Annotated in this window: 11 protein-coding genes and 1 pseudogene; 10 read left to right on the top strand and 2 right to left on the bottom strand. The window is 65.8% G+C overall.

The window, feature by feature from the left end:
* Position 1 precedes the first annotated feature (1 nt).
* From B1964_RS14280 to B1964_RS14265, 4 genes are all read left to right on the top strand, one after another.
* Positions 2-1,147 (top strand): sulfotransferase family protein, encoded by a 1,146-nt coding sequence (locus B1964_RS14280; protein ID WP_079930248.1) that lies wholly within the window; start codon positions 2-4, stop codon positions 1,145-1,147.
* A gap of 93 nt (positions 1,148-1,240) precedes the next feature.
* The gene (locus B1964_RS14275) at positions 1,241-3,106 is read left to right on the top strand and encodes a circularly permuted type 2 ATP-grasp protein (protein ID WP_170320214.1); all 1,866 of its coding nucleotides are present in this window, start codon (positions 1,241-1,243) and stop codon (positions 3,104-3,106) included.
* Entirely contained in the window at positions 3,103-4,086 is a 984-nt protein-coding gene (locus tag B1964_RS14270; protein WP_006370617.1) for an alpha-E domain-containing protein, read from the top strand. The genes B1964_RS14275 and B1964_RS14270 overlap by 4 nt, the downstream gene beginning before the upstream one ends.
* Positions 4,083-4,931, top strand: a complete 849-nt coding sequence (locus B1964_RS14265; protein ID WP_006370618.1) for a transglutaminase family protein — start codon at positions 4,083-4,085, stop codon at positions 4,929-4,931. Before B1964_RS14270 ends, B1964_RS14265 begins: the two co-directional genes overlap by 4 nt.
* On the opposite strand, the gene B1964_RS14260 is transcribed toward B1964_RS14265, so the two are convergent.
* Positions 4,932-5,381, bottom strand: coding sequence for a type II toxin-antitoxin system PemK/MazF family toxin (locus B1964_RS14260; protein WP_026920022.1), 450 nt, complete (start codon positions 5,379-5,381; stop codon positions 4,932-4,934). It lies immediately after the preceding gene.
* A 14-nt stretch (positions 5,382-5,395) separates the two neighbouring features.
* A complete protein-coding gene (locus B1964_RS14255) occupies positions 5,396-6,061 on the bottom strand; it encodes an alpha/beta fold hydrolase (protein WP_079930247.1) in 666 nt (221 codons plus the stop codon).
* Positions 6,062-6,223: 162 nt separating this feature from the next.
* Between B1964_RS14255 and lepA the strand changes: the two genes are divergently transcribed.
* The 6 genes and pseudogenes from lepA (at position 6,224) to B1964_RS14230 (ending at position 14,204) form a co-directional block, all read left to right on the top strand.
* The gene (gene lepA / locus B1964_RS14250; RefSeq protein ID WP_006370621.1) at positions 6,224-8,107 is read left to right on the top strand and encodes a translation elongation factor 4; all 1,884 of its coding nucleotides are present in this window, start codon (positions 6,224-6,226) and stop codon (positions 8,105-8,107) included.
* Complete coding sequence (locus B1964_RS14245) at positions 8,107-10,179, top strand: M3 family metallopeptidase (protein ID WP_079930246.1); 2,073 nt, start codon at positions 8,107-8,109, stop codon at positions 10,177-10,179. Before lepA ends, B1964_RS14245 begins: the two co-directional genes overlap by 1 nt.
* Before the next feature lie 122 nt (positions 10,180-10,301).
* Positions 10,302-11,579 (top strand): annotated as a pseudogene (locus B1964_RS31560) (ornithine decarboxylase); the annotation flags it as partial.
* Between the two features lie 97 nt (positions 11,580-11,676).
* Complete coding sequence (locus B1964_RS31035; RefSeq protein WP_366664283.1) at positions 11,677-12,900, top strand: hypothetical protein; 1,224 nt, start codon at positions 11,677-11,679, stop codon at positions 12,898-12,900.
* Between the two features lie 45 nt (positions 12,901-12,945).
* On the top strand, positions 12,946-13,869 hold the full coding sequence (locus B1964_RS14235) for a cation diffusion facilitator family transporter (RefSeq protein WP_006370624.1): 924 nt from the start codon (positions 12,946-12,948) through the stop codon (positions 13,867-13,869).
* 134 nt (positions 13,870-14,003) lie between these two features.
* Positions 14,004-14,204, top strand: coding sequence for a hypothetical protein (locus B1964_RS14230; protein WP_006370625.1), 201 nt, complete (start codon positions 14,004-14,006; stop codon positions 14,202-14,204).
* Positions 14,205-14,600 lie beyond the last annotated feature (396 nt).

Genomic DNA, 14,600 nt, shown 5'->3' with positions numbered 1-14,600 from the left:
CATGTCCGTCGTCTACATCCACATCGGGTTGCCCAAGACCGGTACCACGCACCTACAGGATCGGCTCTGGCACAACCGTGACCTCGCCCTGCAGGAGTCGGGGCTGCTGTACCCGGGCAACGAGATCTCCGACCACTTCCACGCCGCCGCACATCTGCAGCCCGACCGCTACCTCGACTGGGTCGATCCGGCCCATGCGCGGACGTGGGCGTCGATGGTCGGGCAGATGCGACCGTGGCCCCAGACCTCGTTGGTCTCCCACGAACTGTTCGCCACCGCCACCGTCGATCAGGCGCGGCGCCTCGTCGCGGATCTGTCTTTCGCCGACGAGGTCCATGTCATCGCGACCGTCCGAGATCTGGCGCGTCAGTTGCCGTCGGTCTGGCAGGAGAACGTCAAGAACCAGCGTCGTGCCTCGTTCGACGAGTTCGTGACCTCGGTGCGGGCACATGCGGCGCCGCCGGACGGTCGGGGCGGGGGGCCCGGTGACGTGCCGGAGGAGGAGCCGTTCTGGGAGTTCCAGGATCATGTGCGCGTCCTGGCCCGCTGGTCGGAGGTGGTCGGCGCCGAGCGGGTGCACGTGGTGACCGTGCCACGCATCCGTGGTGACGGCGACGGTCTGTGGGAGCGATTCCTGTCGGTGCTCGGTGTCGACCCGGCACCGTTGACGGTTCCGGTCCCGGACCTCAACACGTCTCTGTCGGCGGCCCAGACCGAGATGCTGCGCCTGCTCAACACCCGGTTGCAGCCCGACGTCGTGGAGTGGCAGCGATACGAGCGGGTCCTCAAGGAGCAGGTCGTCGCCCACATCATGTCGGGCCGGTCCGACGGTGCTCCGCACGGCTTGTCAGCCGAACAGCGGGCATGGGCTGCGGATCGGTCCGCCGAGATGATCACCGGGCTGCGATCTGCGGGCTATCCGGTGGTCGGCTCGCTCGACGACCTGCAGGTGCCGCGCGAGCGCGACGACGCCGCGGCGGCACCGCAGGCCGAGGAGGTCCTCACCGCGGCACTCGACACATTGGCCGAGATGATCATCCGGGCGCCGACGCCGGTGACACGCCCGGCCGCGCAAACGCGTGCGATGAATCTGGTGCGGCGAGCGCGCCGACGGGTCCTGGCCCTACGGCGCACGATCGGCGGCTGAGTCGCGCGTCGGCCGATTGCTCGGGTCGGCGGGGGTGTCGGGGTCCGCGGACCACCATGCCGAATCGTTGAATCTGAGGCAACATGTCAGGTTATGAGCCCTGCACCGACGGACACGCCCGCGAAGAAGGCGCGTAAGACCTCTTCGGCGAAGACGGCCGCGAATCGGACGTCGACCGCGAAACCGGACGGCAAGCCGGCGTCGAATGGGCGGACGGGCCGGGCGAAGACCGCCACCACCTCCGTAAAGCCCACGGAAACAGGGATTTTCGCGGATTACGAGGCGGCGAAGTCCTTCGGTGTGGCCTACGACGAGATGTTCGATCACCAGGGTGAGGTCCGATCGGCCTACCGGGGGATCTTCAAGGTGATGGCCGAATCCGAGCGCGCCGACATCGAGGGCCGTATCGACGCGCTCGGTCGCGCCTTCATCGACCAGGGCATCACCTTCTCCCTCTCGGGCAAGGAGCGACCGTTCCCGTTGGACGTTGTGCCGCGGGTGATTTCGGCATCGGAGTGGTCCAAACTCGAGGCCGGTATCACCCAGCGCGTGCAGGCGCTCGAGTTGTTTCTCGACGACGTCTACGGCGAGCAGGAGATCCTGCGCGACGGGGTTCTACCCAAGCGGCTCGTGCATTCCTGTGAGCACTTCCACCGGCAGGCCGCAAACATCCGGCCGCCCAACGGCGTCCGGATCCACGTCGCCGGAATCGACCTGGTCCGTGACGCCAACGGCGATTTCCGGGTGCTCGAGGACAATCTGCGCTCACCGTCGGGTGTGTCCTATGTGATGGAGAACCGGCGCACCATGGCCCGGGTGTTCCCGGACCTGTTCTCCTCGCACAAGGTCCGCGCGGTCGCCGATTATCCGAGCCATCTGCTGCGCGCGCTACGGGCCTCGGCGGCCTTCAACGAGGCCGACCCGAACATCGTGGTCCTCACGCCGGGCGTGGCCAACTCGGCCTACTTCGAGCACTCACTGCTCGCTCGACTGATGGGCGTCGAACTCGTCGAGGGACGTGACCTGTTCTGCCGCGACAACGTCGTCTACATGCGCACCACCGAGGGCGAGCAGCGTGTCGACGTCATCTACCGGCGCATCGACGACGACTTCCTCGATCCGATGCAGTTCCGGCCGGATTCGATGCTCGGGGTCGCCGGCCTGCTCAATGCGGCGCGCGCGGGCAACGTGGTGATCTCCTCGGCGGTGGGCAACGGCGTCGGCGACGACAAGTTGATCTACACCTACGTGCCGGAGATCATCGACTACTACCTCGGCGAGAAACCGATCATCGCCAATGTCGACACGCTGCGGTGCTGGCTTCCCGAGGAATGCGAGGAGGTCCTCGATCGCATCGACGAGCTGGTGGTGAAACCCGTTGAGGGATCAGGCGGTTACGGGATCGTCTTCGGTCCCGACGCTACCCGGGCCGAACTCGACACGTTGGCCCGAAAGGTGCGTAACGATCCGCGCGGATGGATCGCACAGCCCGTGGTGCAACTTTCGACCGTGCCGACCAAGGCGGGCGACAACCTGAGCCCGCGTCACGTCGACCTGCGCCCGTTCGCGGTCAACGACGGTGAGTCGGTGTGGGTCCTGCCCGGCGGGCTGACCCGGGTGGCGTTGCCGGAGGGATCGCTGGTCGTCAACTCCAGTCAGGGCGGCGGGTCGAAGGACACCTGGGTGCTCGCGACCCGCAGCTCCGAGGGCGAACGAGAACTCGCCGGCGCCAAGGTCGTCACCAAGAGCGGTGTCGCCGCGGCCCGGCCCGCCGAGAGCGCGCCGGACCCGTTGGTGGCGCAAACCCAACAGCAGCAACAACAGCAAGGTGCCGGCATGTGCTCGGCCACACAGACACAAACTCTGGGTTCGATGACCCAGACCCAGATGACCCAGACCCAGATGACCCAGACCCAGCCGTCACCAGTGGTGCCGACCCAGGACGGTGACGCCCGATGATGTTGGCCCGCAACGCCGAATCGCTCTACTGGATCGGGCGATACGTCGAGCGTGCCGACGACATGGCACGTCTGCTCGATGTCGCGATCCACCAATTGCTCGAGGACGCCACCGCCGACGTAGACTCGTCGGTGCGGCTGGTCATTCAGGTCCTGGGACTCGACGCGCCCGCCAGTGAAACCGATCTCGATGTCTGGTCGCTGACCGAGCGTGTCGCCTACGCCAAGGAGTCGACCGGATCGATCGTCGACCTGATCCGCTCGGCCCGCGAGAATGCCAGGGGCGCACGCGAAGTCACCTCGAGCGAGATGTGGGAGTGTCTCAACACCACCTATAACGGTCTGGCCGACGCCGAGCGCCGATCCCGCCGCCTGGGTCCCCATGAATTCTTGTCGTATGTGAAGAATCGCGCCGCGATGTTCGCCGGACTCGCCGACGCCACGCTCAGCCACGACGACGGCTACCGCTACCTGCTGCTGGGTCGGTCGGTGGAGCGGGTCGACATGACCATCCGCATGCTGCTCGCGCGTGCCGGGGACCGCGCCGGTTCGCCCGCGTGGGTCAACGTGCTGGTGTCCGCCGGTGCGCACGACACCTTCCTGCGCACCTACCGTGGCGTCATCAACGCCGAGAACATCGTCGAATTCATGTTGCTGGACCGGCTTTTCCCGCGGTCGGTGTTCCATGCACTCAGCGTCGCCGAACACAATCTGGCCGATCTGGAGAAGGGCCCGAGCCGCACCGGCGCCCAGGCCGAGGCGCTGCTCCTGCTCGGGCGGGCGCGCAGCTCGCTGGAGTTTCTGGAGCCGGGTGATCTGCTCGACGGATTGCAGGAGCGGCTGCTCGATCTGCAGGACACCTGTCGTGCGGTCAACGAGGCGGTCACCGCCCAGTACTTCCATGTGTCGCCATACGTGTCGTGGGCCGATGCCCGCGTCAGCGACGGTGAGGAACATGTCATCGAGGAGAGTGAACTGTGAGCTGGCGACTGAGGGTCGTGCATTCGACGGGCTTCGCCTACCAGAGCCCGGTCACCTCGTCCTACAACGAGGCCCGGCTGACACCGCGCAGCGACAGCAGGCAGAACGTCATCGTCAACCGTGTGGAGACCGTCCCGGCGACCCGCTCGTACCGCTATACCGACTATTGGGGAACCGCGGTTACCGCCTTCGATCTGCATGCGCCGCACGAGGAACTCGAGGTTTCGGGGATGTCGGTGGTGGAGACCGAACCCGGCGAACGCCCGGAGGACGACCGCAAACGTGAGTGGGACGGTATCCGCAACGAGGAGGTCGAGGACCGCTATGACGAGGCGCTTTCGAACACGCCGTATGTGCCCCGCAACCGCAGTCTGGTGGCGACCGCCAAGCGGCTGACCAAGGGCCTCGATCCCGAGGAGGCCGTCGAGGCGGTGTGCCGCTACGTCTACGACGAGATGCAGTATGTCCCGGGTACCACCGGTGTGCACACCACCGCGGTCGACGCGTGGAACGAGCGCAAGGGCGTGTGCCAGGACTACGCCCACCTGACCCTGCTGATGTTGCGCGGTCTGGGTATCCCGTCCCGCTATGTCTCGGGGTACTTGCATCCGAAACCCAATGCGGCCGTGGACAAGACGGTCGAAGGTCAGAGCCATGCATGGATCGAGGCCTGGACCGGTGGGTGGTGGGGATTCGACCCGACCAACTTCACCGAGATCACCGAACAGCACGTGTCGGTGGGCGTGGGTCGCGACTACTCCGACGTCTCGCCGCTCAAGGGCATCTACACCGGGGGTCAGGCCACCGACCTCGACGTCGTCGTGGAGATCACACGACTGGCGTGATCACCGCCAGCCGAACCGATCGCGCAGTTGCGTTGCGACCCTGTCGAATCGGGCTCGGTCCAGGATCGCGCCCTCGCGTCGGATGCCATCGGCGTCGACGACGAGCACGCGGTCGAGGCGGATGAAGCTCTCGCGATGGTCGGAGTCCCAGCCGCCCGCGCCGATCGAGAGCCAGTTGTCGTCGTCGCGGTGATGATCCTTGCTGGACAGCATGAGCGCGAGGACGTGCTCCGCCGTGCCGCTGCCGGCGGGGCCGGCATCGGCTGTAGGGTTCTCGGCCGGGTCGCGGCCGACGACCAGTACCGGCCGATCCTTGCCCTGTGACGGATCTTCCTCGAATTCGACCCAGGTCCAGACGATCTCGCCGGGATCGGCATCTCCGTCGAGGTCGGGGGAGTAGCTGATGGAGCGGGCCACCTCGGCGGTGGGACGCACGGCGCGGCGGCTCATGCGCGGATCTCCCATCATGCGCTGATCTCCCGGAGCAGGAAGTGCTCGACCGCGTCGGCGGCGAGGGGAGCCGTCGGTTTCTTCGTCGGGTCGAGGCTGTGGCCCGCCTTGGCGATCTCCACCAGCCGGGTCGGGGCGGGGATCAGGTCGATCGCCGCACCGATCTCGTCGGTCGTGGCGAACGGATCGGTGCTGCCGTGCACGACGAGCGTCGGGACGGTGATCGACGGCAGATGCTCGGTGCGGGCCTTCTCGGGTTTTCCCGGCGGGTGCAACGGGTAGGAGCTCAACAACAGGCCGTCGGCCACCTCAGCGCCGTCCTCGGCGAGCACCATCGAGGCCTGCCGACCGCCGTAGGAATGGCCGCCGACGACCAGCGGGCCCGCCGACAACGACCGAAAGGCCGCGCAGGCGACACGTATACCGTCGCGGTCGGCGGCCGCGGTCGAGGGGCTCGGCGGTCCCTTGGGGCGGCGCTGGCGGTAGGGCAGGTCGATCCGGGCCACCGCGAATCCGCGGCCGGCGAGTTCACTCGCGTAGGCCAGCAGTATCGCGGTGTCCCGGTTGCCCCCGGCGCCGTGTGCCAGGACGACGCTCGCCCGCGGCGTCTGCTCGGGATGATGGATGGTCGCCACGACCGAGCCCTCGTCGTAGGGTTCGATTCCGGTGTTCGCCGCCACAGCGACACGGTATCGCGCGGCACGCGCCGGGCGCTGTCGGCGGTCAGAAGAGCGCTGTCGAGGGTGGAGCGGGCGCTGTCGGGGGTTCCGGGGTGATCGGGTCGGGTCCGCACCGAGGTCGTGTGGAACCGAGGTCATGAGAAACTGGTACGACGCAGCACCGTGTTACCACCGAGGAGTAGTCCGATTCCCACCTTCGCCGACACCACGTTCACCGATCCCGCGCAGATCAGGAACTTCTGCATCATCGCGCACATCGACCACGGGAAGTCCACCCTCGCCGATCGGATGTTGCAGCTCACCGGGGTGGTCTCGGATCGGGACATGCGGGCGCAGTACCTCGACCGGATGGACATCGAGCGCGAACGCGGCATCACCATCAAGGCACAGAACGTCCGGCTGCCGTGGACGGTGACCGGTGCCGACGGCACCGACGAGAACTTCGTGCTGCACCTCATCGACACCCCCGGCCACGTCGACTTCACCTACGAGGTGTCGCGCGCGCTCGAGGCCTGCGAGGGTGCCGTGCTGTTGGTCGATGCCGCACAGGGCATCGAGGCGCAGACCCTGGCCAATCTCTACCTCGCGATGGACAACGACCTGACCATCATCCCGGTGCTCAACAAGATCGACCTGCCCGCGGCCGATCCCGATCGCTACGCCGCCGAGATCGCCCACATCATCGGGTGCGAGGCCGACGAGGTGCTGCGGGTCTCGGGTAAGACCGGCGCGGGTGTGCCTGCGCTGCTCGACGAGGTGATCCGCCAGGTCCCGGCGCCGCAGGGCGACCCGGACGCACCGGCGCGCGCGATGATCTTCGACTCCGTCTACGACACCTATCGGGGCGTCGTCACCTATGTGCGTGTGGTCGACGGCGCGATCGTGCCGCGCGAGAAGATCGCGATGATGTCCACCGGCGCCACCCACGAACTGCTCGAGGTCGGCATCGTCTCCCCCGAGCCCAAGCCGTCCAAGGGGCTTGGCGTCGGTGAGGTCGGTTACCTGATCACCGGTGTGAAAGATGTGCGGCAGTCCAAGGTCGGCGACACCGTGACCACGGCCCGGCACGGTGCCGAAGAGCCGCTCACCGGATATCGCGAGCCTCGACCGATGGTCTACTCCGGCCTGTATCCGGTGGACGGATCCGACTACCCGGTGCTCCGCGATGCGCTGGACAAACTGCAGCTCAACGACGCTGCGCTCACCTATGACCCGGAGACCTCGGTCGCCCTCGGGTTCGGGTTCCGCTGCGGGTTCCTCGGCCTGCTGCACATGGAGATCACCCGTGAGCGACTCGAGCGCGAATTCGATCTCGACCTCATCTCGACGGCACCCAACGTGGTGTACCGGGTGGTCATGGAAGACGGCGCCGAGCACATCGTCACCAACCCGTCGGATTGGCCGGAAGGAAAGGCGCGCAACATCTTCGAGCCCATCGTCAAGACCACGATCATCGCGCCGAGTGAGTTCATCGGCGCCATCATGGAGTTGTGCCAGTCGCGGCGCGGCGAACTCGGCGGCATGGACTATCTCTCGGAGACCCGGGTGGAGATGCGCTACACCATGCCGATGGCCGAAATCATCTTCGACTTCTTCGATTCATTGAAATCCCGGACCCGCGGATACGCGAGTCTCGACTACGAGGAGGCCGGTGAGCAGGAGGCCGATCTGGTCAAGGTGGACATCTTGTTGCAGGGCGAGGCGGTCGACGCCTTCAGTGCGATCGTGCACCGCGATGCCGCCTACACCTACGGCAACAAGATGGCGATCAAACTCAAGGAGCTCATCCCGCGCCAGCAGTACGAGGTGCCGATCCAGGCCGCCATCGGGTCGAAGATCATTGCGCGCGAGAACATTCGAGCGATCCGCAAGGACGTGCTGGCCAAATGCTACGGCGGCGACATCAGCCGTAAACGCAAACTGCTCGAGAAGCAGAAGGAAGGCAAGAAGCGCATGAAGACCATCGGGCGGGTCGACGTGCCGCAGGAGGCTTTCGTGGCGGCGTTGTCCACCGATTCGCAGGGCGACAAGCCGAAGGGGAAATGATGACCGCCGGTGGACCGAGTATGAATCCCGTTCTCGCGGAAAGCGATTTACCGCACGGACTGCCAGACTTCGCATCGATCTCCGACGAGGACTTCCTGCCCGCCTTCACCGAGGCCATGGGCACCCACCTCGACGAGGTCGCCGCGATCGCCGACAACCAGCAACCGCCGACCTTCGCCAACACCGTGGAGGCGCTCGAGTTGTCGGGCCGCGATCTGGCCCGCGCCGCGGGTGTCTTCTTCAACCTCGTCGGCCCCGACACCAATCCGCGGCGCAACGAGATCTCCCAGGAGTTGTCCACGCGGCTGACCGATCACGCGAACACCATCGCGATGAACCCGGCGCTGTTCGCCCGGATCTCGGACCTGCACGGGCGCGCCGAGGAACTCGGACTGACCGAGCCGCAGCGCCGTCTCCTCGACAAGAGTTACCGCGATGCCGTACGCGCGGGTGCGGGTCTCGATGCGTCCGGGCAGACCCAGATGCGTGAGATCTCTTCGCGCCTGGCGTATCTGACGACCACGTTCTCACAGAAGATCCTCGACGACACCAATGCCTCGGCGGTGCTCGTCGACGACGTCTCCCAGCTCGACGGGCTCGGCGCCGGCCAGATCGCCTCGGCGCGGCGTGCCGCGGCCGAGGCCGGTCACGAGTCCGGCTACCTGATCAGCCTGGAACTGCCCACGAGTCAGTCCGTGCTGACCGAACTGTCCGATCCGCGGACCCGGCAGCGGGTCTTCGACGCCTCGATCTCCCGATGCGCGCGCGACAACGAGTTCGACACGCGGGAGTTGCTGCGCGAGATCGTCGTGCTGCGTGCCCGGCGCGCACAACTAATCGGCTATCGCGATCACGCCGACTATGTGATCGCCGAGCAGACCGCGCCCGATGCGACGGCCGTGGAGCAGTTGCTGACCGAGTTGATCGGCTCGGCGACCACCGCGGGGGAGCGGGAGATCGCCGCGCTGACCGAGTTTGCACGCGGCGTCGACCCGGACGTCCGGATCGGTGCCGCCGACCTCACCTATTGGCTTGCGCGGCAACGTCGTTCACGTTCCGAGGTGGATCTCGACGCATTCGCCGACTACTGCGAGCTCGACACCGTGATCACGCGCGGTGTGTTCTACGCGGCGGGTGTCCTCTACGGATTGAGCTTCACCGAGCGCCCGGATCTGCGCGCCTACCACCCCGATGTGCGCATCTGGGAGGTCTTCGACGAGTCCGGTGACAGCATCGGGCTGTTCCTGGGTGACTATTTCGCGCGGCCGTCCAAGCGGGGCGGGGCGTGGATGAACAACATCGTCGATCAGTCGTCTCTGCTGGCGACCCAACCCGTCATCGTCAACGTGTTGAACATCCCCAAACCCGATGCGGGACAACCTGCTCTGCTGAGCATCGATCAATTGACCACGCTGTTCCACGAATTCGGTCACGCACTACACGGCCTGCTCTCGGCCGTCGAGTATCCGTCGCAGTCGGGGACGTCGGTGCCGCGGGACTTCGTCGAATTCCCCTCGCAGGTCAACGAGATGTGGGCGTTGCACCCCGGTGTCCTCGCCCACTATGCGCGCCACCACGAGACGGGGGAGCCGATTCCCGCCGAACTCGCCGACGCCGCACGGGCCAACACCGGTGCCGACACCGCCCACGGCACCATCGAGTATCTCGCCGCGTCGGCACTCGATCTGGCCTGGCACCGACTGTCGGTCGCCGACGCCGAGGCGGTCGACGACGTCGAGGCATTCGAGAGGCAAGCCCTGCGCGCCGCCGGCATCGGGACCGACCTGATCCCACCCCGCTACCGCAGCGCCTACTTCAATCACATCTTCGGCGGCGGTTACTCGGCCGGCTACTACTCCTACATCTGGTCGGAGGTGCTCGACGCCGAGACCGAACGGTGGTTCCTCGCCGAGGGCGGTTTGCGCCGGGAGAACGGTGCCCGCTTTGCCGCCTCGACGCTGTCCCGCGGCAACAGCGTGGATCCGCTTGTGTCGCATGAGGAGTTGATCGGACACAAGCCCGAAATCGGGCCGTTGATGCGACGGCGCGGGCTGGTCACCGAGGACGTGTGACCAGCAGCCGGTGAGCTGGTGATGGGCCGCTCACCAGAACGCCATCGCATGTTCGATCGGCATTCGCCTGCTCGACCCTCGGGGCGCCGACTCTGGGATACCCGGCGTCGAGAGGGTTTGCCATGGTCGAGAACGGTCACGCCTACAACAGTGTCTGGCAACTGCGCGGCGATCTGTGGTGCCGCCTCGACGAAGCGGCCGATCGTCTCAATCGCCCGGATACCGTCGGCGAGCGGCGTGAGCGATATCTGGAGATCTGTCGCGGTCTGATCACCGAACTGGCCACGCTCGAACCCTATTGGGCTTTTCCGGGTCCGTCGCGTTTCGCGCGACTGCAGCGCCGTTTCGGCTCCGGGGATCATCGTCACTTCGGCAAGATGGTGGCCGACATCAACAATGCGTTGACCACGGAGTTCTACCGTCACCGAGACGCAGACGCCATGGCCGACAAGGATGCGGGAATGTTCCCGACCGATCCTCGTGAGATCGAGCATCGACCGGTGAATGCGCAGGGCCAGTTGTACTTCGAGGTCCTGGTCGTCGAGTCGATGACCGAGGCGGCCGAACGTGCGTTGCGAGAAGAGGTCCGCAGCTGGCGCCGCCCCGACGATCAGTGTGCCTACGAGCTCGTCGTCGTCGGAAGCGGCGAGGAGGCGATGATCGCTGCTCGGCTCAACGCGAACCTGCAGGCGGTGGTGATCCGTCGCCGGTTCTCGCACGCGTCCGCCCGAGATCTCACCGGCCTCGACGACTTCGCCGATCGTGAGTTGTCCGAGTCGTTGGCGCAACATCTCTCACCCGAGGAACGCGCGCAGATCCTGGCCGGCGCACTGAGTGGTCTGCGACCCGAACTCGACCTCTACCTGATGACCGAGATCGAGGTCGAGGACATGGCGGGCAGGCTCGGCGCACACTTCCGCCGGGTATTCCATGCCCGCGAGGGCGTTCTGGAGTTGCACCTGAGTCTGTTGCATGGTGTTGCCGAGCGCTACCGGACGCCGTTCTTCAGCGCACTCAAGGAATACAGTCACCGACCCACGGGGGTTTTCCACGCCCTGCCCATTTCCCAGGGCAAGTCGATCGTGGGGTCGCATTGGATTCAGGACATGGTGAGTTTCTACGGGCTCAATGTGTTCATGGCCGAGACATCGGCGACGTGCGGGGGTCTCGATTCGCTCCTCGAACCGACCGGGCCGCTGCGCGACGCGCAGGAACTGGCCGGCAAGATCTACGGCAGTAGGCACACGTACTTCGTCACCAACGGCACATCGACCGCCAACAAGATCGTGACCCAGTCGCTCGTTGCGCCGGGCGACATCGTGCTGCTTGACCGCAACTGCCACCAGTCCCACCATTACGGCATGCTGCTCGCCGGCGCGCAGGTGACCTATCTCGAAGCCTATCCGCTGCCCGACTTCTCGATGTACGGCGCGGTACCGATGCAGGAGATCAAGGGCAAGCTCCTTGCGCTTCGTCGTGCCGGGAAACTGGATCGGGATGCACAGTGCGGCCGAACTTCGTCGGCGTTTCGCCGATCCGGGGTACCGGGCGTCCTACGAGGACCACCTCTCCGCACACTCCGAGGTCACCGACGAAGAATTGCTGCGCACGAGGTTGCGGCCCGACCCAGCCCTCGCACGAGTCCGGGTGTACGCGACGCAATCCACCCACAAGACGTTGACGTCGTTGCGACAGGGTTCGATGATCCACGTCTTCGACCAGGACTTCGACCAGAAGGTTGCCGAGGCATTCCACGAGGCCTATATGGCACACACCTCGACCTCGCCGAATTACCAGATCCTCGCGTCATTGGATCTCGGTCGACGCCAGGTGGCGCTCGAAGGTGTCGAACTCGTCCAGCGGCAGATCGAGAACGCAATGCGCCTTCGCGATGCCATCGACAACCATCCGTTGCTGGCACGCTACGTCCGGTGTCTGCGCACGAGTGACCTCATCCCGGTCGCCCATCGGCCCTCACGCATCGATCAGCCGTTACGGTCGGGCCTACGGAACATGCAAACCGCATGGAGCCAAGACGAATTCGTCCTTGACCCGTCGCGGATCACCTTGTCCATCGGGCGCACCGGTTACGACGGTGACACCTTCAAGCGTGAACAACTGATGGATCGGTACGGGGTCCAGATCAACAAGACCTCGCGCAACACCGTGTTGTTCATGACCAACATCGGCACCACACGAAGCTCGGTGGCCTTCCTCGTCGAAGTGATGGTCAACATCGTCCGGGAGCTCGACGAGAACGTCGAGGAGATGGGGATCGATGAGCGCGCGCGATTCGAGCAGACGGTCCGCCGGCTGACCGAACGAGCGCCCGCAATGCCCGACTTCAGCGGATTCCACCCGGCTTTCCGCGACACCTCCGGCACCGAACAGACACCGGAAGGTGACGTGCGTACCGCGTTCTACCTCGCCTACGACGACGCCAATTGCGAATACCTCTCGGCCGACAAGATTCTCGAGCGGATCGCCTCGGGACGGGACGTGGTGTCGGCGACCTTCGTCACCCCCTACCCACCCGGGTTCCCCGTCCTCGTGCCCGGGCAGGTCTTCAGTGCGAACATCCTCGAATTCATCACCACGCTCGACACCCCCGAGATCCACGGCTACCGGCCAGACTTCGGCTATCGGGTCTACACCGAGAAGGCGATCGAGAATCTGCTGGCGACCCGTGGGGCGCCGGACCCGAGCGTCGTGAGCGGGTGAGCGCCTCGGTGCTCGTGGTCGGGGTACTCGTGGTCCAATGAATCCATGGCTTCCGGGTCCGTCGAGGCGCGCCAGGATCTGACGCGCTACGCGCTGCTCAGTATCGTCACCGCGATCGTGGTGATCGTCATGAAGCTGCTCGCGTGGCGGATCAGCGGATCGGTCGGTCTGCTGTCCGATGCCCTCGAGTCACTGGTCAACCTGGCGGCGGCGATCGCAGCATTCCTCGCGCTGCGGGTCGTCGCGCGTCCCGCCGATGCCGAGCACAACTTCGGCCATTCCAAGGCCGAGTACTTCTCGGCGGTCTTCGAGGGGGTGCTCATCGTCGCGGCCGCCGTGGCGATCGTCGTCGCGGCCGCCGAGCGACTCGCCCACCCGGCCGAACTCGAGTCGGTGGGGCTGGGTCTGCTGATCTCGGTGGCCGCCACGGTCCTCAACGGTGCGGTCGCGGTGCTGTTGCTGCGAGCGGGCAAGCGGTATCGGTCGATGACACTGGAAGCCGATGGCAAACATCTGCTGACCGATGTGTGGACGACGGTCGGGGTGGTCGTCGGTGTGTTCCTGGTCCTGGTGACCGGATGGCAGCCGCTGGATTCGATCGTGGCGATCCTGGTTGCGATCAACATCTTGTTCGTCGGCGGGCGCCTGGTATGGCGATCCGGTGACGGACTGCTCGATGCGGCGCTGCCCGCCGCCGACCTGGTGAAGATCTCCGGCGTCCTCGACCGATTCCGTTCGGAGAAGGTCGATTTCCACGACGTCCGCACCCGCGAGGCCGGTCACGAGCGATTCGTCCAGTTGCACATGCTCGTGCCGGGCGAATGGACGATCGATCGCGGCCACGACCTCGCCGAGGCGGTGGAGGACGAACTGCACGCGACTCTCGACCACCTTCGGGTCACGATTCACATGGAGCCGATCGACGACCCACGCGCCTACGAACCCTGGCGGCTGGACGCACCGGACTGAGTCGACCGGGTCGGGGCCTATGATGGCGAACGGCCCGGGGCAGGCGCCGAGCGAGACCGGATCGCACGATCCACGAATTCGAATCACGCTGATCAAAACCCCGGGACGATCGGCGACAGATGAGGTGATCACTGGTGAAGGGGCTACTCGCCTGGTGGGACGGAGTGGAGGAATGGCTGACCGGCCTGGCCTTCGTCCCACAGCTCCTGGTCACCCTCGTGGTGTTGGTGCCGTGCGCGATCCTCGTGGCCATCGCACTGAACGCGCTGGTCGACGGCGTGATGTCGGTGATCGATCGTCGTCGGTTCGCCGATGACGACAGGAAGGGTTTGTAGTCGGTGATCCGTTCACGTGTGACCTGGGCGTTGCTGGCGCTCATCGTTCTGGTCCTGTTGGCCTGGCTCTTGACTCGATAGCATCGTCGCTCGACGGTGTAAAGGGGTGGTGGGTGATGCTCGGCCCACCCGTCTTGCGCGTTGCTAGCGTGAGTCGGTCCGCCGGACGGCACGGACCCACCGACGTGGTGGATGTCCGCCGCCCGGCGAGCGCGATTCATGCCCAGCCCGGTCATGCCCGTCATGGCCACCTCAGTCACGGAGGAACGTGTCAGTGAGTAACGTGCCTGGGGGTCACGTGCCCGGGAGCAACATGCCTGGGAGAAGCGTGCCCAGCAGTGCTGTCACCGTCACGCGACGCAGCACACCGGTGCTGGTGTGTCTGCTGGCCCTCGC

The organism is Gordonia sp. i37 (assembly GCF_002043085.1).
Lineage (GTDB): Bacteria > Actinomycetota > Actinomycetes > Mycobacteriales > Mycobacteriaceae > Gordonia > Gordonia polyisoprenivorans.
This window is presented reverse-complemented; position numbering and strand designations above follow the sequence as displayed.

What these genes read in the sequence shown, in the direction of transcription:
- B1964_RS14280 (WP_079930248.1), top strand. Translation starts at nt 2, where the DNA reads ATGTCCGTCGTCTACATCCACATCGGGTTGCCCAAGACCGGTACCACG.
- B1964_RS14275 (WP_170320214.1), top strand. Translation starts at nt 1,241, where the DNA reads ATGAGCCCTGCACCGACGGACACGCCCGCGAAGAAGGCGCGTAAGACC.
- B1964_RS14270 (WP_006370617.1), top strand. Translation starts at nt 3,103, where the DNA reads ATGATGTTGGCCCGCAACGCCGAATCGCTCTACTGGATCGGGCGATAC.
- B1964_RS14260 (WP_026920022.1), bottom strand. Translation starts at nt 5,381, where the DNA reads ATGAGCCGCCGCGCCGTGCGTCCCACCGCCGAGGTGGCCCGCTCCATC.
- B1964_RS14245 (WP_079930246.1), top strand. Translation starts at nt 8,107, where the DNA reads ATGACCGCCGGTGGACCGAGTATGAATCCCGTTCTCGCGGAAAGCGAT.
- B1964_RS31035 (WP_366664283.1), top strand. Translation starts at nt 11,677, where the DNA reads ATGCACAGTGCGGCCGAACTTCGTCGGCGTTTCGCCGATCCGGGGTAC.
- B1964_RS14235 (WP_006370624.1), top strand. Translation starts at nt 12,946, where the DNA reads ATGGCTTCCGGGTCCGTCGAGGCGCGCCAGGATCTGACGCGCTACGCG.